Raw genomic sequence first — 18,120 nt, forward strand, 5'->3', positions numbered from 1 at the left:
TCTTGTATCAAAGCTTGCGTCTCGTTGTCTTATTCAGCTGCCGTCTCATCGCCGGAAGCGACAGTAGTTGGCCCCGACATAGAATGCAGCATAATGCCCCATTGGCCAGGCATTCTCGGAAAGTCGTTCGGGCCTTTGCGTTGTCGCCTGTTCCAGGCCTGTCGTCGTTCTTCCTCGAAGCTCGGCATTTCGAGATGGATCTGAATGCTTGACTCGGCAATGTCGCGCAGAACCCTGGTTGAATGAAAATCGGCGAACTCAGCGTGTCTGCCACCGACGTCTTTCCAAGTGTTGCTAATCGGGCCAGGCTCGCGCAAAAGCTCGTGTCCTGTAAGCAGCAGAACAGCGTTCCGAGGCCCTCCATCAGGGGCAAGTTTTCGGCTCCACCTGACAAGCTTCTTGAGTAATCCCTTCTCTCCATCGCTGAACTCGTTTTTGAGAACTGAGACAGTGAGGAGCGCGCCTGGGAAGTTGAGTGCCAACTCTTTGAGCTTCTCAATATCCTTTGGCTTGATGAGGTCCCCCTGTCCGAAGGATTTTGCCTCCCCGATTATGAGCGTTGGAGCATCCTGTCTGCCGAATCGGTCTGGCTCATGAAAGGCAATGTAGTCAGCCTCGTATTTTTTGCCGCCGCGTTCCATTTCCACGGCAGTGATGAAGTTGATCGAACGAAAGTTGGAATCCAGTTCGCTGAGGGATTGCAGGGCAAGGACGGCCCCATAGGCGCCTTTTGCGTAGTCTGAAACGGAGAAAGGACCCGAAACACGATAGGTCCAAGCACGCTCTACCGACCTCGCTCCCTGAGGAAACTCGTATGGCTTAAGACACCGTCGGCAGGTCAGCTGATAACTCAAGCGATCAACGGTGTCCCAGTTGCGGTGCATGCAATTGGTGCATTGGGTTTCCAAGCCAAGGGTTAGAATGTTCGCCTTTGTCAGATGCTCGATTGTCCAGTTATTGTACGACCTCTTGTTACGAGCGTTGAGGACCTCAACCCACGTTTTTGCATCGCGCGACCGCGGATCAAACTGTTCAAAGGTTTCTTCGGACCCGTTCTGGCGGCGGCGTATACCACCCGCCATGTCATTCATGAGATTCAGAGTTTTGGCATCCGCAATAAGGCGCGTTCCCCACAGTCCACCCAACTGATCGACAATCTGCCGCGCAATGTGGCCTGGCTCTGAGAGTCGAGGAGTCATTCCCGATCTTTCGAGAAATCCCAGGATCGCCTGCTGTTGGGTCTGGAACTGAATGAGTTCGTTGACGCCGCTGTACCGGTGACTGAAGCTCCAGCCTTCAGATCCGATCAATATGTCATCTGCGCCAAAAGCCAACCGAGGTTGGCTCCTATCGAACGTATTGAACGGGTAGATCGTCGCGAGATCTGCGGCACCGTAGTTGGCAACCTTCACGCTGTTCACCCAGCGGATCTGTGCGGAGCCGTATGAGGAAGCAAACGACGGCTTCAGAACATCATAACGAGCGGTTTTGGAGTCAGTTTCCCGTACATCCAACGTGATCCGCTTCTCTTCAACATCCAGGATGATACGCGTTGGCGGGTTCATCATACCGCCCCCAGGCTTATCCCATATTCGGTCGCGGTAGTTTTTTACGGAGAGAGTGCCGAACTGATCTTTTGAACTCGGGAGGCCTGGTTGCAGCAGATCGAGGGCTTTTTGGCATGCTTGATTACTGACGCTACGAGAAAACTCGAGCGTGGCATTTCGCATGATCCCGTTAGGATTGCCCTGGAGCGGACGGTACTCTTCGGTAATGATCTGCTGCATATCAGCAACAAGCTCTGGCAACCAAGACAGCGGAACGGGGACTATCGGTGCCGGCTGACTCCGCAAGTTCCATAGATCAATAAGATCGACCGTCTGACCTGGGTCGAAAACAAAGATTTTTACGTCGTCTTCCCAAGTCCGCTGAGGTCTGATCGTGTGCGAGGTAACGGATAAAGGTGTGGCGACCTTATTGAACATAACGTGCCGCCAGGCTTCTGGTGAGCAAGGAAGCGCTTCAGGCTCGTAAACTTCTTGAAATTGCTCTGAAAAGTAGCTCGCGGTGGGGAGATCGGGATAAACGCCAAACAGCGCCTCCGCCAAACCTGAGCTCGGTGCAGATGCAACTGTCATTGCGGAACCGGCATGGCGCCGGTGAAATCGCTGTTCGGTCCGATAAGCGTCCCTGAAGCAATCAATTACGGAAAGGCCTACATGCAATTCCGCCCAATCTTTGTGTGGCTGTGGAGCCAGCACTTCATCAAGAGCAAATACCCGCCCGCCAAAGGGGGTGTCCTTCAAAGCGGCCAGTCCAGCTTTCTCGAGTAAGCCGGGCTGTGCCTCAACGAAAGCATCGGGCTCAAAGAACTCGACGTATCCCTTTGTGATTTCGAACCCGGAGATGTCACCGGGGAAGTCCGAAGCCCATGCCTTTGGTGGCTTTCGAAAGACGGGAATGATCGGGTTATATTTGCCACCCCACATGCAGGCAGAAAGCCTCATGAACTTGATGATCGAAGTTCGATCTCCCGGGGTGACCAGCAAAGCCACTCGAGCAGGACGCAGTCTGACAACGGCTGTTAATTCGGCCATGCAATATCCACCTGAAGCCACGCGCTAATAATTTAGCGGCAACTGGAGCACGTTGTCATGCTGTGGCCGGCAAACTAGGTGTTCCCGTCACGGCTGGCATTTTTGAGAGCGTAAAAGTCAGACTCGGAATGCCAACGGGCGTATGTTGGGAATAGGCGGCCCAGACTCGGGATGTCACCGGACTCCTACACCAAAATCCGCTCCAAATCCAAAAATCCCCCTTGCGCGGAACCGTACCGTACGGTACGCCTGCGGACGGAAATTGCCGAAAGCGTTCGGCTATGGCTGTGCGGGGAACGACCAGTGCCTTTGCCCATCAAGATCAGCGAAGAGACCTTCACGCCTCGCCAGCAGGCGGTGCTGACGGCTGCGCTCGATCTCTTGGTCGAGAATGGCGACGGACTGACCATGACGGCCGTGGCGCGGCGCGCTTCGTGCTCCAAGGAAACACTCTACAAGTGGTTCGGCGATCGCGATGGTCTCCTTACCGCGACCGTGCAGTGGCAGGCCGCAAAAGTGCGCATGCCGCATGTGGACCGCAGCCATCTCAGCGCGAAAGTGCTGCGCGAAAGCCTTGAGCAGTTTGCGCGGGACTTACTCACCACCATTATCGGTGAAGTGTCGATCACGCTGAACCGTACCGCCATTACCCATGCTGCCCAGGAAAAGGACAGCCTTGGGAACATCGTGCTCGAAAACGGGCCGATGGCGATCCGGCGGCGGCTAAAACCCATTCTGGAGGCGGCGCGCGATGCGCGGCTCCTGCGCTTCAATTCGAGCGAAGACGCTTATCGTATCTTTTTCGGCCTTGTTGTTCGCGATGTGCAGATCCGTCTGCTGCTCGGCGACAAGAGCCTGACTCAATCCAATGTCGAAGCCAATATCGAAGCCGATGTTAAGGCCGCGACGGATCAATTCCTGGCCCTCCACGGGGCCAAGGCCAATACCTAAAATTCGCTACTGAGGGGAGATTCCCATGCGCGTCTATTACGATCGTGATGCCGATATCAACATCATCAAGTCCCGCAAGGTTGCCATCATCGGCTACGGCTCGCAGGGCCACGCGCATGTGCTGAACCTGCGCGATTCCGGCGTGACCAATGTCGCCGTTGGCCTGCGTCCGGGCTCGCCGTCGGCCAAGAAGGCCGAGAGCGAAGGCCTGAAGGTCATGTCGGTTGCCGAGGCTTCCGCCTGGGCCGACGTCATCATGCTGCTGACACCCGACGAACTGCAGGCCGATATCTACAAGAAGGACATCGAGCCCAATATTCGTGACGGCGCCGCGCTCGCGTTTGCCCACGGCCTCAACGTGCACTTCAACCTGATCGAACCCAAGTCCACCGTCGACGTGATCATGATCGCGCCGAAGGGCCCGGGCCACACCGTTCGCGGCGAATACCAGAAGGGTGGCGGCGTGCCGTGCCTGATCGCCGTGCACCACGACGCTTCGGGCAATGCCCATGACATCGCTCTCGCCTACGCATCGGGCGTTGGCGGCGGCCGTTCGGGCGTCATCGAAACCAACTTCCGTGAAGAGTGCGAAACCGACCTCTTCGGCGAACAGGCCGTGCTTTGCGGCGGTCTCGTCGAACTGATCCGCGCCGGCTTCGAAACGCTGGTGGAAGCCGGCTACGCTCCGGAAATGGCTTACTTCGAGTGCTTGCACGAAGTGAAGCTGATCGTCGACCTGATCTACCAGGGCGGCATCGCCAACATGAACTACTCGATCTCGAACACGGCCGAGTGGGGTGAATATGTCACCGGTCCGCGCATCATCACCTCGGAAACCAAGGCCGAGATGAAGCGCGTTCTGCACGACATCCAGTCGGGCAAGTTCACTTCGGAATGGATGCAGGAGATCAAGGCCGGCGGCTCGCGCTTCAAGGCTACCCGTCGCCTCGCCGACGAGCACCAGATCGAAGCTGTCGGTCACAAGCTGCGCGACATGATGCCCTGGATCAAGGCCGGCGCGCTGGTCGACAAGGCGAAGAACTAATCGCCATAATTGGCAATTAGAGACGGGGGCTTCGGCCCCCGTTTTCTTTTCCACGCAGAGCAGGTCTTCATGAGCATCAGCGTCCTTCCCATCAATGGCGTCGATATCCGTTTCGTGCCGGGAGCTTGGCCAATGCCGGATGACCTGCGCGCGTCGGTGTCGGGGCGATGGGCGGCGATGCTGGAAGCCAATCCGCATATTTGGGATGGCCGGATTTTGGGCGTGTCGCCGCCGATCATGGGCGATGACGGCATCTTGCGCTCCGAAGCGCGGGAGGATGCGTTTTCGGCCTTTCTGACCTGGCGCGAGGTTGGATTTCCGGAGATGGGGATTCGCAATCTCTTTGGCTCGGCCCTGATCGTGTCAGCCGACGGTTTTCTTGTTCTCGGTGTGATGGGCGAGGACACCGCCAATGCGGGGCGAATCTATCCGCCGGGTGGTTCGCTGGAGCCGCGGGACGTGCTGGAAGATGGGCGGGTCGATGTCGCCCGTTCGACGGAAATCGAGCTCGAAGAAGAAACGGGGCTTAAGGTCGCCGATGCGCGCCTTGGCAATTTGATTGCCGTGCTCGATGGTCCGCGCGTTTCGGTTGGTAGGGCTTTTCACTTCGATGCTACGGCGGAGGAGTTGTTGACCGAGATTCGGGGCACTCTCGACAAGCAAGAGCACCGCGAGCTCGCCGATGTCGTGGCGATCCGACGCGCTTCCGATGCGGCGGGCAGGGGACAGGTGATGCCTATACGGCGGAGCTGCTAGACGTTTGGCAGGACGGCAAGATTTCGCTTTAGAACAGTATCGCCAATGCAGTAGAACCAAGCCGGTCCGTTGGAGGGGTGACGCATGGTTTTGCCGGATTTTCCGCTAGAGGGTGGTTGCCAGTGCGGCAGTGCGCGGTATCGCCTCAAGGCTTTGCCGCTTTCGGTTTACAATTGCCACTGCAAGGACTGCCAGCGCTTTTCAGGCGCAGGATGGTCGATGTCGATGATCGTCAAAAACGACGATTTCGAACTGCTACAGGGCGAAATCGCCCGTTATGATCGCAAGGCCGAGAGCGGCAATGTCATCCGCATGAATTTTTGCGCCCATTGCCACGGCTGGCTGTGGAACGATCCGCCGGCCGGCACCATCAAGGTGGTGCGCGCTGGTACGTTGGACGACATCGATTGGGCTGCGCCAGTGGGAAATATCTGGACAGACAGCAAGGCGGCCTGGGCGCATATTGACCCCGCGCAGGTCAATTTTCCAAAGGGCGCCGCTGACCGTACGCCGCTTTTCGAGGCCTGGACCCGTTCGCATCAGGATTGAGTGACATGACCACCGAAGACGATATCGCCCTGGTGAAGCGCCAGGAGCTGGAACTGGTTCTGCCGGCGCTGGATGAGGCCGTGGCTTTTGAAATCGGCTCGGCCATTCGCGCCCGTGCTCTCGAGGAGGGTCTTTCCCTCGTGGTCGACATTCGCACCTGGGATCGGCAGCTGTTCTTTTCGGCAACGCCAGGGACGAGTGCGGACAACGCCGAATGGGTGCGCCGCAAGATCAACTCGGTGCGCCGTTTTCAGCGGGCGAGTTACCGGCTGGTGCTGGAGCGGGGCGAGGTGCCGTTCTCGCCGCAATCGGGTGCCGATGTGGCAGATTATGTGATCGCCGGCGGCGGCTTTCCGCTGCGTGTGCCGGGGGCGGGGATCATTGGCTCGCTGACCATTTCCGGGTTGCCCGGCCGAAAGGATCATGGCGTGGCCGTGGATGCGCTTTGTGATCATCTCGGGCGCAGCCGCGCAGACTACGCACTGTCTGAGGCCTGAAACATGAAGCTCGATTATCTGTTGCTCGACGTGTTTACGCGCGAGCGCCTGCAGGGCAACCAGCTTGCCGTGGTGCTCAAGGCGGACGGCCTTCTGGACAACGAGATGCAGGCCATTGCGCGCGAGTTCAACCTTAGCGAGACGGTGTTTCTGACCAAGCCGCAAAGCGAGCGCAATTCGGCTGGGGTGCGTATCTTCACGCCGCATCAGGAACTGCCCTTTGCAGGTCACCCGACTGTTGGCGCGGCTGTGGTGTTGGGATTGCAGAACGATCGCAGCGCCGTGCGCATGGAAGAAAAGATTGGTCTTGTGACCGCGCTTTTCGAAAAGGCCGACAAGCATTCGGGCGAAGCCCGCTTTGCGCTGCCGCGCCTGCCGACCAAGGTGGCTGACCTGACCGACAAGCTGGGCATTGCCCAGGCGCTGGGCATCGAGGTCGAGGAGATCGGCTGTGATGTTTATGCCCCCGCGGTCTATACGGCCGGGGTGACGTTTCATCTCATTCCGGTTCGCGATGCCGGTGTATTGAAGCGCGCGAAGCCGAACATGGCTATGTTCGAGGATGTCTTCTTCCACGATCACAACTCGGCCTATGTCTTCACTTTGACGCCGGAAGAGGCGGAAAACGATATTGCCGCCCGCATGTTCGGCATGGGCGTGGGCGAAGATCCGGGCACGGGCTCGGCCGCTGCGGCGCTGATCGGGCTGCTTTCCGACAAGGCCGACTTCGGCACCGGGCAGGCTGATTTTTCGCTGCGGCAGGGCAAGGAAATGGGGCGGCTTTGCCGAATCTCCCTGCAACTGCGTCGCGAGGGCGATGTGCTGACGCATGGCGCGATCGGCGGGCATGCGGTGATTGTTGGCGAAGGTGTGCTGGACCTCGGGTAAGGGACCGGCATCGGCCGGTGTGACTTCGTTGACCAAAGCGCCGCAGACGTCGATAAAATCATATCAATCCTGCGTTGCGGGCTTGCACGGAGCGGCGAATTCGATCATGCTGCTGTCAAATTAGAGAGTTTTCTCCATGCAGCGCCGCCGCGCCAAAGCCATAGCAATCGCACAGACTCAGGAGCGCAACCGCGCCTTGATGATTGCTGCTGGTTTGCTGCTGCTTCCGGCCGCGCTTCTTCTCCTTCTTATCAGCCCCTGATCACCGGCAGCTCGGATTAACGAGCGGGTCGTCAGGGGATATCGCCATAAACCGAACATCGAAATATGTCCGGTCCAGCGAGCCATTGCCTCGGGGCCGATAGGAAAGTGCCTGAAATGACCTCTACTGCTTCCAACAGCAACAAAGAACGCGTCTTCATTTTCGACACAACGCTGCGTGACGGCGAGCAATCGCCTGGCGCGACGATGACGCTGGAAGAAAAACTGCAGGTTGCCGACGCGCTCGATGAAATGGGCGTCGATATCATCGAAGCCGGTTTCCCGATTGCTTCCAATGGTGACTTTGAAGCCGTCGTTGCTGTCGCCAAGCAGGTGAAGAACGCGACTGTCGCCGGTCTGGCCCGCGCCATCACAGCCGATATCGACCGGGCAGGCGAGGCCGTTCGCCACGCGCGCAAGGGGCGTATCCATACCTTCGTTTCGACCTCGCCGATCCATCTGGCCCACCAGATGAAGAAGACCGAAGACGAGGTGATCGAGATCATCGCCCGCACCGTCGCCCAGGCGCGTAATCTGGTTGATGACGTTGAATGGTCCGCCATGGACGCGACCCGCACGCCGCTCGAATTTTTGAAGCGCTGCGTCGATACAGCCATCAAGGCCGGTGCGACGACCATCAACCTGCCCGATACGGTCGGGTATGCGGTGCCGGAAGAACATTTCCGCATGTTCAAGACCATCATCGAAAGCGTGCCGAACGCCGATAAGGCGATTTTCTCGGTGCACTGCCACGATGATCTGGGCATGGCTGTCGCCAATTCGCTTGCCGGTGTGGCTGGCGGCGCCCGGCAGATCGAATGCACGATCAATGGTCTGGGCGAGCGCGCCGGTAATGCGGCACTGGAAGAAGTGGTGATGGCGCTGCGCACCCGCGGCGATGCCATGCCGTTCTTTACCGAGATCGAGACCACGCAGCTCTCGCGCGCCAGCCGTATTGTTTCGGCGGCTTCGAATTTCCCGGTGCAGTACAACAAGGCCATCGTGGGCAAGAACGCCTTCGCGCATGAAAGCGGCATCCATCAGGATGGCATGCTGAAGAATGCCGAGACCTACGAAATCATGACCCCGGCCAGCGTCGGCATCAAGGAAACCACCTTGGTGATGGGCAAGCATTCGGGCCGCGCCGCCTTCAAGGACAAGTTGAAGGAACTGGGCTATGAGGTTGGCGACAATGCCTTCCAGGAAGCCTTCCAGCGCTTCAAGGACCTGGCCGACCGCAAGAAACATGTCTACGACGCCGATATCATCGCGCTGGTCGATGACGAAGTCGGCTCGGTCGGCGACCGGATCAAGCTCGTCGACATGGAAGTCGTCAGCAAGACCGGCGGCGTGCACAAGTGCGCCATGACCCTGTCGGTCGATGGTGTCGAGACGGCCGTCACATATGAGGGCACGGGCTCGGTGGATGCGATCTTCAACGCCATCAAGCAGGCCGTCGGCCAGGACCCGCATCTGGTGCTCTACGCCATCGACGGTGTGACCGGCGGTACCGATGCGCAGGCCTCGGCCCATGTGCGTCTCGAAATGAACGGCCGGATTGCCTCGGGCAACGCTGCCGAGCCTGATACGCTGGTGGCCTCGGCCCGCGCCTATCTCAATGCGCTCAACCGCGTCATGATCGAACGTGGCGCATCCGCGCAGGGTGCACTGGCCGGCTAAACTCGCCGTCCCGCTTGCAAGTTCTATGCTGTCCGGTTCTTCTGGGCAGCGAGGCCATGTTGGGGGGCTTGTGATGGGCTATGTGCTTGTGAAAGTCAGCGAGCCGGCGGATTGGGCGGATTTTCACGCCATTCGCCGGGTCGAGCTGTTCGAAGCGAGGGGCCGCTTCGGGATTTACAATGACAACCACCCGCACGACTACGCGGACTTTGCTCATCCCTTTCTGCTGAAGCGGAATGGGCAGGCGCTGGGCACTGTGCGGCTTGATCTCTTTGGGGGCGGCCGGGCAGCCGTACGCCTTGTGGCGATCACTGCTGCGGAGCAGAAGCTCGGACACGGGCGTGTGATGGAGGCGCTGGTGACCGAAGAGGCGCGGGCGCTGGGCGTGCATACGCTGCTCGTCAACGCCGTAGTGGATGCGTTGGGCTTTTACGAGAAGACTGGGTGGGAACCGTTCGAATGGGACCCCAGTGAGCTCGAGAACAGCCCGCTGTCTTGCATCCAAATGAGGAAGCTGCTCTAGCCTGTCTCTGACTACCGCGCGAGGGCAGTATGTGGAGCAAAGCGGAATTTCGAGGCGCGGTCCTCGCCCTTGGCGGCGTGCTTGCCGTCATTCTGGTCATCACATCGGTTACGCCTGGCTTGCCCGGCGAACTCTTGTTGCAGACCCTGCGGTTTCATCTCGTGGGGCTAGGGCTGGTGCTCGCCTTCTTCATGGTGCTGTTTGGCGCGAAATGGCGGGCGCTGCTCTTCATGGGCGTTCTCGCCGTCGCCTTTGCTCATGGCGCCTATTACGTCTGGGAATTCAACAAGCGGCGCGCGGAGCCGGTGGGTGCGCTGCAGGCTGAAATGACCTTCCTCAACTACAATGTGTTGAGCGGCAATCGGACGCCCAGCCAGGTGGTTGATTTCATCGTCGCGACGGCTCCGGATGTGGCGCTGATCATGGAGACGCCGGGCGTCGTCGAATATATCCCGCAGATCGAGGCGGCCTTGCCCTATCGGCTGGGCTGCGAGCGGGTGGCGACCTGCGATATTTCGCTGTTCTCGCGCTACCCCATCGAGAATGGGAAAGTGCTGGAAATTCCGCCATTCCGGCGCTCGCGGCTGGTGGTGGCGCCGATGACGATCGAGGGCGTCGATCTCACCGTGGTCGGCATTCACCTCTCAAAACCCTATTTTGACGAGGCTTCGCTGCAGGAGCTTGGCTATCTGCGCTATACGCTGGCTCAGATCGAGGGGCCGGTTGTGCTCGCGGGCGACTTCAATTCGGCCCTGTGGGCGGCGCCGATCGCCTGGCTGGGGAGGGCGCAGAACCTTGTTCCCGGCCCGACTTATCCCGCGACCTGGCCGGTGGAACTGGGGCCACTCGGCGTGCCCATCGACAACATCTTTACACGCGGCGATGCGCGGATTCTCGATGTATCGGCGGGCGCCGACAGCTATGGATCGAACCATCGCTATCTCCTGGCGCGGATCGGGTTTTACGCCGCTCCCTGAGCCGCCTTGATGGCCTTGGGCAGGGATTCGGCGAGGAGGGCCATATCGGCCTCCGGTCCGACGCTGATGCGGATGTGCTTGTCGAGACCCGGCGTCCCGGGCTTGCGGATGAAGACACCGAGCAGGGCCAGTTCTTCGAGAATTTTCGTCGCATAGGCGCCATCGCGGCCGCAATCGACGGCGACGAAATTGGTGGCCGAGGGCAGGGCGACGAGACCGTTATCCCTGGCGATGCCCGCAATACGCTCCCGGGCAGCTGCGATGTTGGCCTTGGCCTGTTGTAGATAGTCCTGATCGGCGAGCGCGGCCATGGCAGCGGCCTGGGCGAGGCGATTCACGCCAAAATGATTCCGCACGCGGTTGAAGGCGCCGATGATCTTTTTGGGACCCATGGCATAGCCAACGCGGATGCCGGCCAGCCCATAGGCCTTGGAGAAGCTCCTGAGACGCAGGAGATTGCCCTTGCTCGTGTCGATGGCGGGCAGGGCGTCGTCGGGCGCCAGTTCCCCATAGGCCTCGTCGAGCATGATGAGGGTTTCTTCGGGCACGGCGGCGATGAATTTTTCGATATCGGCTGCCGGCCAGTAGGAGCCCATGGGGTTGTCCGGGTTGGCGACATAGACGATGCGCGGCTTTAGCCGCTGGGCGGCCTCGGCAAGGGCGCCGAGGTCCTCGTGTGCGCCCTTGTAGGGCACGAATTCGAGGCGGCCGCCAAAGCCGACAACGTGATAGTTGAGCGTGGGATAGGCGCCGAGGGAGGTCAGCAGCACATCGCCCGGGGCCATGAACAGGCGGACAATCAGGCCCATCAGGCCGTCGACGCCTTCGCCTATGGTGACTTCATCGGGCGCGATGCCATGGAAGTGGGCGAGCGCAACGCGGAGATCGTAATTTTCGGGGTCGGGATATTTCCAGATGCCCTCGGCAGCCTCGCGAATGGCGGCGAGAACCTTGGGGCTGGGGCCGAATCCCGATTCGTTGGCGCCGATTCGAGCCCGAATCTTGACCCCGGTCTTGCGCTCGATGGCCTCCGGGCCGACAAAAGGTACAGTTTCCGGCAGCTTTTCGGCGATTTCCGTGAGTTCGGGCAGAGGCAATTGCAGGCTCCGACATGAGGTCCGGTTCCGTTCTAGCGCATCTGTGTGGCCGTGCCACGGAAGATCGGGACCGCGACGGGGAAGTTCTTAACAGCCAGATTAGGTGTTCAAAACCGGCAGAGGCCCTTGGGCCGGGGCTCTCAGGAGCGCGTTCGGGACCGCTGGCATTTGAACTAAATCGCAACCAAGTCAGCAAGTACCCGACAACTATGCGCGTTCACCCTTGGTCATGCGCCGATTCCAGCGGCGGTCTCAACTCAGCCCGTTTGAAAGGAGCAAAAAGTGAACCCCACCTATTTGCTTGCTCGTGACCATCTGCAGCGCGCTGCAGTTATCCTGCAAGGCGCCGACCAGCAATCTCGCCAACTGCGCCACATCATCGAGCGGACAATCGGCCTGATGGACGATTTCCGGCCCGAAGCGCCGGAACCGCGCGACAACGTCTTTGAACTGAACGCCTATCGTCATCTGCGGTCGTAAAAGCCTGCTCTTCCGGCCGGGCGGGCCGGAATAGAGCACGATCTGTTGCGGCGCTGAGGCGCGCCGCAAGAGGGCGGGGCCAGAAGGATCCCAAAAGTTTATCCACATATTGTGACGCAACGGGGTAGACAGCCGAAAAGTCAGTTGATAGAGAGGCGCCACTTTGGTGCCGGTCTCTAGAGACGGGCGCATAGCTCAGATGGTAGAGCAGCTGACTCTTAATCAGCGGGTCCAAGGTTCGAGCCCTTGTGCGCCCACCAAAGTCTTCCTTGTTTACAAGGATCTACGAGAGGCGACCTTCGGGTCGCCTTTGTCGTTTCTGGTCCCGGGATGGGACGGGGATAGTCGGCGAAACGGGGTAGACAGCCGAAAATTCGGTTGGTAGATAGGCGCCACTTTGGTGCCGGTCTTCAGAGACGGGCGCATAGCTCAGATGGTAGAGCAGCTGACTCTTAATCAGCGGGTCCAAGGTTCGAGCCCTTGTGCGCCCACCAAAGTCTAAATGCTACAATGCCTTAAAACAGGGCGCCGCTGACCAAGCGGCGCCTGTTTTGCTTTCAGGCCATGGTATCCAAGCCCGATCGCCGGATTGCGCCATAAAAAAGCCCCGCATCTGCGGGGCTTCGTCGTTCAACCTGCGGCGCTTACTGACGACCGGCGGTGTGCTGGCCGCACCAATCATCATTCTTGACCGTCGGCCACACAGCAGCGGGCTTTTCCGAAGCGGAGGAGGGCACCGGCGGGTGAGCGCGGCACACGCCTGCGGCTGCGCTGGCCTTGTCTTCAAAGAAAACACAGGAGGTGCAGGTGTTGGCGGCGGAAGTGGTCATTGGTGCTCCGTAAACTCGACTGTGGCGTTCATGAAATCTAGTGATCTCAACCTGTTAGCGAACATAGATTAGAATGAATCCAGACTGCAAGCGCTTTTCTTAGATTCATTCTAAAGTTTGGCGAGCGGCGCGCCTTTGATGGAAAAAAGCGCAAAGGGTGGAACCAACCAGTGGGCGGCACGTTGTTGAAGCGTCGATAAGAGATGGAAACAGATCAACGTCGACAAAAAAAGGCCCTGGCAGCGCAAGCTACCAGGGCTTTTTGTTGCGCTTTGCTGACATGCGCGATCAAAATCGGGCCGAGGGCACAACTATCCCAATTGTTTACGTAGCCGGCGCTTTCTTCCTTCCATCAGGCATCGTATAGCCGCAGAAGATTTTACTGATTGGAAAGCGCCTTCTTCATGTTCGGCATCGATCCGAGTTTCTTCAGCTCGCTGCTTCAGGTCATCCTCATCGACCTGGTGCTGGCGGGAGACAATGCTGTCGTCATCGGCCTCGCCGCTGCCGGACTTCCCGCGGATTTGCGCCGCAAGGCGATCCTGGTGGGTATCGCTGCGGCGACGGTGCTGCGTATCGGCTTTGCTCTGATCACGACCCAGTTGCTGTCGCTCGGCGGCGGCCTGCTCATCGCCGGCGGCATCCTGCTGCTGTGGGTGTGCTGGAAGATGTATCGCGAGCTGACCGTTTCCGACGAGGAAGAGGACGAAGCAACCGAGGCGCTGGCCGGGCATGATCTCAATGCCGATGGCACCATCGCCGGCAAGGCGCCGCGCAAGACGCTGCGCCAGGCGGTTACCCAGATCATCATCGCCGACGTTTCCATGTCGCTCGACAACGTGCTGGCCGTGGCCGGCGCGGCCCAGCATCACTTTGAAGCGCTGATCTTCGGCCTGGCGCTGTCGGTTGTGATGATGGGTGTTGCCGCGACTTTCATCGCTCGCCTGCTGCACCGCTTCCGCTGGATTGCCTGGATCGGTCTCGTCATCATCCTCTTCGTTGCCATCCGCATGGTGCTCGAGGGTGCCGGGGCGTTCTTCACCATTCCGGAAATTCCGCTGCTCTATACCCCGCACGCACCGGCCGCTGCCGCCGCGGCGCACTAACGACTTGCCGGAAGCGCTCGGACGCTTCTGACCGTGCCCTAAATGTGTCTCCCGAAAGCCGAACGCGCTTTCGGGAGATATTTTTTTAGCTCAGGATACGGGCTTTCTGCGCGGCGAATTCTTCTTCCGTCAGAATGCCGGCTGCCTTCAGCTCCGCCAATTTTTCCAATTGAGCCATCGCGTCGATGGACAGACCGGCTGGCGCGGCTTGCGCCTGATCCCCGGGAGCGGGCGAGGCTGGGGCTGCACCCGCTCTCCTGCCGGCGACAGCGCCGGATACGGCCGTTGCGGTGCCCGCTATGACGGCGGTTCTGGCCACGGTCTTGGCTGTTCGTCCGAGCAATCCCGGACCACTTCTTCTGCCCACCATAGTTCTAATCCTCCATTGGTTAGGATCGACAAGAAACTGGATGTCCAATGGCCGTCGAGCATATGCCGACTGGGCGGAGAAACTAGTGTGCTGATCGCGTAAAAGTGGATGCGATCCCTCATCAGGAAATGGAGCAAAGACGGAGCGAAACCGCCTGGCAATTGCACGAGGCATTCTTGGCCAAGACTTGAGCTTTCGCTAACCAATCCCTGAAATTGGAGGCATTTGTACTCAAGCAATAGGGATTTGCTCATTTCGAGCCACTAGCCTCCCCGCTGACGACAATCTGCGGGGATTTTCATGTCCTATATCGCCGGGGAGATGATGGAGCCAATGCGCGCGGCGAATGCTGCTGCGGGCACGCATGGCATTGTGCTCGCCGCGCGGCAGGTTTCGGGCGCCGAATGGGACAGCCTCATTGGCGGCTTCGACGAGGTCTGCCAGGAGCAGATGCATGCCTTTGCCTCCACCCGTTGGCCGGGCGTGGGGCAGGAGCCCGTAGTTTTTCAGCGTGGTGGCGCCATTGTTGGTGGTGCGCTGGTCATGATCCAGCCCTTGCCCCTGCGGTTGGGCAAGATGGCCGTGGTGAAATGGGCGCCAATGCTCGCTTCGGCGAACACGCCGGATGCCGAGACGCTACGCGCAGCCATGGTGGAATGCCTCGTCAAGGACTATGCCGAAAAGCGCGGCATGATGCTGTCGGTGCTGCTGCATGCTTCGCCTGGCGAGATCAACAAGGGCTATCTGGCCCTGCGTGAACGCGGCTTCAGGCGTGGGTCGACGCTGCTTTTCCCCAATCGCTACCTGGTGAACCTGCGTCTTTCCGACGACGAATTGCGCAAGAGCTTTCATCAGACCTGGCGCCGCCAGCTCAACAAGGCGGAAAAATCGGGGCTGGAATTCGAGCGGGTCGAGGCGGGCGAAATCCATGCCTTCAAGACGCTTTATGCGTCGATGACCGAGCGCAAGCAGTTTCCCGACCATTCGGCCTATGAAACGCTTGATGCACTGATGGCGCTGGATGAACCTTTGCGGCCCGAGCTGTTCTTCGTGCAGCACGAGGGCGAAACGGTTGCGGGGGCTCTGGTCTTCAAGGCCGGCGAGCGCGCCGTCTATCTCTATGGCGCGACCAATGACAAGGCTCTGCCGCTGCGGGCGGGCTATTTCCTCCACTGGCACGCGATCCGCTGGCTGCGCGACCATACGCGTGCGCAATGGTATGACCTTGGCGGCACCGATGGGTTTCACGGGCTGCACCAGTTCAAGACCGGCATGGTGGGCACGGCGGGCGTTATCCGCCCTGTGCCGCCGGTGCTGAATTATGCCACCTCGCCCTGGGCGGGCTTTGTCGGCAATGCGGCCTTTGCGGCACGCGATGTGATCCAGCATACGCGGCGACGGATCGACTGGCTGATGAGCAGCAAGGCGCGACCGGACCAGGCGCCGCATGTCTGGGACGCGTATCTCGAATGAGCCTCGCCCGGAAACTAGCCTCGCAATCGTCCATCATCTTCGCCGCCCGTATTTTCGGGGCCGGCTTCATTTTCGTCGCTCAGGCACTGATTGCGCGGCTTTGGGGCGCGAATCTGCTGGGCGAGTTCTTGCTGGTGGTCGCCAGCGTCAATCTCGTCTCGGTGGTGATGCCCCTCGGCTATCACACGGTCGGTACCTATTTTGCGGCTGAATACCGGGCGCGGGGAAACCGCCGGCAATTGCTGGCCTTTCTGACGCGATCCTATGGATTTGTGGCGCTGACCTTTGCCGGGTTGGTTATCGTCGGACCGATGCTGCTTGAGGCGAGCGGACAGGGGCAGGGCGCCGTGGCGCTGCATTTCGTGCCGTTCGCGCTGCTGACGCTGGGTACGGCCGTCGTCTACGTAAACAGCGCCACGCTGGTCGGGCTGAAGCGGCCGTTTGCCGGGTTCTTTGCCGATACGCTGCTGCGGCCGATGATTGTGCTGGCCTCGTTTCTCGTGGCGCTGGGTGTGGGCATCCCCGAGGCTGGGTTTACGCAGATGCTCTGGTGCATCGGCGTCGGCTATGTGGTCGTGTCGCTGGTGCAGTTCGGCTTTGTGGTGACGAGCCTGCCCAAGATTCCGTTGGGCGAGGAAGACATACCGGCCGAAACCCGGCGCTGGTGGCGCTTTGCGCTGCCCTGGGTGGTCATCAGCCTCGCTACGGATTTCTTCTTCGACATCGATCTCCTGCTGCTCAGCCACCTGCTGGGCCGCGAGGAGCTGGCGATCTTCGGCGTTTGCACACGCATCTTCTCGCTCGTATCCTTCGGTGTGGCGGCGGTCTATGCCGTGACCATGCCCGACATGTTCGAGAGCGAGGCCAAGGCTGATCGCGAGGAGTTCAACCGCAAGGTGGGTGAGGCCAATGTGGTGGCGAGCGGGGTGGCGCTGCTGCTGTTCTGCGTGGCGCTGATTGGCGCGCCGATTGCGCTAATGCTCTTTGGGCCCGAATTTACTGCCGGGGCCGTACCGCTGGCGATTCTGTGCCTGTCGCTGGTGGTGCGCTCGGCCATGGGGCCGGCGTCCATCGTGCTGTCGATCCACGACCGGCCCTGGGCCAGCCTGCCGGCCATTGCGCTGGGGATTTTTGCCCTGTTCGTCGGCAATTTGCTGCTTGTGCCGAGCTTCGGCCTTGTGGGCGCGTCGCTGGCGGCCATTTTTGCCATCAGCATCTGGTCTGTCGCGTTATGGCTGACGGCGCTGCACACGGCGCATGTGGATGTGTCGATCTTGCAGTGGTTCCGCTCGCGGCGCCGGCTGGCAGCAGCAGAGTAGGGGCGCTCAGGCCCCTACGAGACCTTTCAGACGATTCTTCAGGCGTCCGAGGCGGCCGATATTGACGCCGCTGTCATAGCCTTCTTCTTCCTTGGTGTAGAACTTTTCGATCAGCAGATAATCCTGCCCGAAGATGTGCTGCTCGAGGAGAACCGTTTCCTTGTAGCCGTAGCGCTTGAGCAGCATGCGGGCGACCTCGTTGTCCGGTCGGACAAAGGTGAAGGCCTTGTGGAAGCGCTTCTTGTCCCAGTGCTCGTCAAAAGCCCGCATGCCGAACATGCCGAGCTTGGTCTGGCGGTGCGAGGGGAAAACCCAGCTCCAGTAGCGGAACACTGCGCCGCATTCCGGCCCCGAGACCATGGCGCCGCCTGGCACGCCATCGGCGCACATGACCATGATGTGCCAGGGATCGATGGCCAGGAGGTTGTGGAGAAAGGTCTTGTTCAGGCGCCCCATTTCGTGGGCCTTGAAGCGGTCGCTGTAGTGCGGCGAGGTCGCGATCACATCCATGAGCTCGGCATGGATCAGCGGCACATCCTCGGGCTTGGCGGCACGGATGGTCATTTCGGCCATGGCTCTGCTCCCTTGCGCAAATCTGCGCCATTTAGTCTAGCGCGAGGCCGTTAATGGAGCGTGGCCTTCCACTTCAGTCGTATCGTCAAGGGCTTGCGGCGGATAGATCGGGTCACTAGAACGTTTCTCGGGAGAGACCAGGGAGGAT

Annotated in this window: 19 protein-coding genes and 2 tRNA genes; 16 read left to right on the forward strand and 5 right to left on the reverse strand. The window is 59.9% G+C overall.

Annotated features, from left to right (window positions below):
- Nucleotides 1-29: 29 nt before the first annotated feature.
- Complete coding sequence (locus ACSQ2A_RS17540) at nt 30-2,597, reverse strand: hypothetical protein (protein ID WP_436073277.1); 2,568 nt, start codon at nt 2,595-2,597, stop codon at nt 30-32.
- 303 nt (nt 2,598-2,900) lie between these two features.
- Here ACSQ2A_RS17540 and ACSQ2A_RS17545 point away from each other — a divergent pair, with 303 nt between their 5' ends.
- The 10 genes from ACSQ2A_RS17545 to ACSQ2A_RS17590 all read left to right on the forward strand — a co-directional run bounded on the left by ACSQ2A_RS17545 (nt 2,901) and on the right by ACSQ2A_RS17590 (nt 10,724).
- Entirely contained in the window at nt 2,901-3,548 is a 648-nt protein-coding gene (locus tag ACSQ2A_RS17545) for a TetR/AcrR family transcriptional regulator (RefSeq protein ID WP_291417102.1), read from the forward strand.
- A 25-nt stretch (nt 3,549-3,573) separates the two neighbouring features.
- Nucleotides 3,574-4,593 carry a ketol-acid reductoisomerase gene (gene ilvC, locus ACSQ2A_RS17550; protein ID WP_436073278.1) on the forward strand — a complete coding sequence of 340 codons (1,020 nt, stop codon included), beginning with the start codon at nt 3,574-3,576 and terminating at the stop codon, nt 4,591-4,593.
- Between the two features lie 69 nt (nt 4,594-4,662).
- Nucleotides 4,663-5,349, forward strand: a complete 687-nt coding sequence (locus ACSQ2A_RS17555; RefSeq protein ID WP_436073279.1) for an NUDIX hydrolase — start codon at nt 4,663-4,665, stop codon at nt 5,347-5,349.
- An 84-nt stretch (nt 5,350-5,433) separates the two neighbouring features.
- Nucleotides 5,434-5,898 (forward strand): GFA family protein, encoded by a 465-nt coding sequence (locus ACSQ2A_RS17560; RefSeq protein ID WP_436073280.1) that lies wholly within the window; start codon nt 5,434-5,436, stop codon nt 5,896-5,898.
- A 5-nt stretch (nt 5,899-5,903) separates the two neighbouring features.
- Nucleotides 5,904-6,395 (forward strand): heme-degrading domain-containing protein, encoded by a 492-nt coding sequence (locus ACSQ2A_RS17565; protein ID WP_436073281.1) that lies wholly within the window; start codon nt 5,904-5,906, stop codon nt 6,393-6,395.
- Between the two features lie 3 nt (nt 6,396-6,398).
- Nucleotides 6,399-7,283: a PhzF family phenazine biosynthesis protein gene (locus ACSQ2A_RS17570; protein ID WP_436073282.1), complete on the forward strand. Its 885-nt coding sequence runs from the start codon at nt 6,399-6,401 to the stop codon at nt 7,281-7,283.
- Nucleotides 7,284-7,419: 136 nt separating this feature from the next.
- Nucleotides 7,420-7,545, forward strand: coding sequence for a hypothetical protein (locus tag ACSQ2A_RS17575; RefSeq protein ID WP_280114010.1), 126 nt, complete (start codon nt 7,420-7,422; stop codon nt 7,543-7,545).
- A 116-nt stretch (nt 7,546-7,661) separates the two neighbouring features.
- Nucleotides 7,662-9,224 carry a 2-isopropylmalate synthase gene (locus ACSQ2A_RS17580; RefSeq protein ID WP_295411557.1) on the forward strand — a complete coding sequence of 521 codons (1,563 nt, stop codon included), beginning with the start codon at nt 7,662-7,664 and terminating at the stop codon, nt 9,222-9,224.
- Between the two features lie 73 nt (nt 9,225-9,297).
- The gene (locus ACSQ2A_RS17585; RefSeq protein ID WP_436073283.1) at nt 9,298-9,747 is read left to right on the forward strand and encodes a GNAT family N-acetyltransferase; all 450 of its coding nucleotides are present in this window, start codon (nt 9,298-9,300) and stop codon (nt 9,745-9,747) included.
- Nucleotides 9,748-9,776: 29 nt separating this feature from the next.
- Nucleotides 9,777-10,724 carry an endonuclease/exonuclease/phosphatase family protein gene (locus ACSQ2A_RS17590; RefSeq protein WP_436073284.1) on the forward strand — a complete coding sequence of 316 codons (948 nt, stop codon included), beginning with the start codon at nt 9,777-9,779 and terminating at the stop codon, nt 10,722-10,724.
- Here the strand turns inward: ACSQ2A_RS17590 and ACSQ2A_RS17595 are convergent.
- Entirely contained in the window at nt 10,709-11,821 is a 1,113-nt protein-coding gene (locus tag ACSQ2A_RS17595) for a pyridoxal phosphate-dependent aminotransferase (RefSeq protein ID WP_436073285.1), read from the reverse strand. The two genes, ACSQ2A_RS17590 and ACSQ2A_RS17595, sit on opposite strands and share 16 nt — an antisense overlap.
- A gap of 282 nt (nt 11,822-12,103) precedes the next feature.
- Here ACSQ2A_RS17595 and ACSQ2A_RS17600 point away from each other — a divergent pair, with 282 nt between their 5' ends.
- From ACSQ2A_RS17600 to ACSQ2A_RS17610, 3 genes are all read left to right on the forward strand, one after another.
- Nucleotides 12,104-12,301 carry a hypothetical protein gene (locus tag ACSQ2A_RS17600; RefSeq protein ID WP_295411560.1) on the forward strand — a complete coding sequence of 66 codons (198 nt, stop codon included), beginning with the start codon at nt 12,104-12,106 and terminating at the stop codon, nt 12,299-12,301.
- Between the two features lie 184 nt (nt 12,302-12,485).
- Nucleotides 12,486-12,561 (forward strand) — tRNA-Lys (locus ACSQ2A_RS17605).
- 158 nt (nt 12,562-12,719) lie between these two features.
- Nucleotides 12,720-12,795, forward strand: a tRNA-Lys gene (locus ACSQ2A_RS17610).
- Between the two features lie 150 nt (nt 12,796-12,945).
- Here ACSQ2A_RS17610 and ACSQ2A_RS17615 read toward each other — a convergent pair.
- Entirely contained in the window at nt 12,946-13,131 is a 186-nt protein-coding gene (locus ACSQ2A_RS17615; RefSeq protein WP_295411561.1) for a hypothetical protein, read from the reverse strand.
- 404 nt (nt 13,132-13,535) lie between these two features.
- On the opposite strand from ACSQ2A_RS17615, the gene ACSQ2A_RS17620 reads away from it, so the two are divergent.
- On the forward strand, nt 13,536-14,237 hold the full coding sequence (locus ACSQ2A_RS17620) for a YjbE family putative metal transport protein (RefSeq protein WP_295412248.1): 702 nt from the start codon (nt 13,536-13,538) through the stop codon (nt 14,235-14,237).
- A gap of 85 nt (nt 14,238-14,322) precedes the next feature.
- Here the strand turns inward: ACSQ2A_RS17620 and ACSQ2A_RS17625 are convergent, their stop codons facing one another.
- The gene (locus tag ACSQ2A_RS17625) at nt 14,323-14,556 is read right to left on the reverse strand and encodes an SHOCT domain-containing protein (RefSeq protein WP_436073286.1); all 234 of its coding nucleotides are present in this window, start codon (nt 14,554-14,556) and stop codon (nt 14,323-14,325) included.
- 351 nt (nt 14,557-14,907) lie between these two features.
- Between ACSQ2A_RS17625 and ACSQ2A_RS17630 the strand changes: the two genes are divergently transcribed.
- Complete coding sequence (locus ACSQ2A_RS17630) at nt 14,908-16,080, forward strand: lipid II:glycine glycyltransferase FemX (RefSeq protein ID WP_436073287.1); 1,173 nt, start codon at nt 14,908-14,910, stop codon at nt 16,078-16,080.
- Complete coding sequence (locus ACSQ2A_RS17635; protein ID WP_436073288.1) at nt 16,077-17,399, forward strand: lipopolysaccharide biosynthesis protein; 1,323 nt, start codon at nt 16,077-16,079, stop codon at nt 17,397-17,399. Before ACSQ2A_RS17630 ends, ACSQ2A_RS17635 begins: the two co-directional genes overlap by 4 nt.
- A gap of 6 nt (nt 17,400-17,405) precedes the next feature.
- Here ACSQ2A_RS17635 and ACSQ2A_RS17640 read toward each other — a convergent pair whose 3' ends face one another.
- Nucleotides 17,406-17,972, reverse strand: coding sequence for a hypothetical protein (locus ACSQ2A_RS17640; RefSeq protein ID WP_436073289.1), 567 nt, complete (start codon nt 17,970-17,972; stop codon nt 17,406-17,408).
- Nucleotides 17,973-18,120: the final 148 nt, after the last annotated feature.

This window comes from Devosia sp. LjRoot3 (assembly GCF_964252865.1).
Lineage (GTDB): Bacteria > Pseudomonadota > Alphaproteobacteria > Rhizobiales > Devosiaceae > Devosia.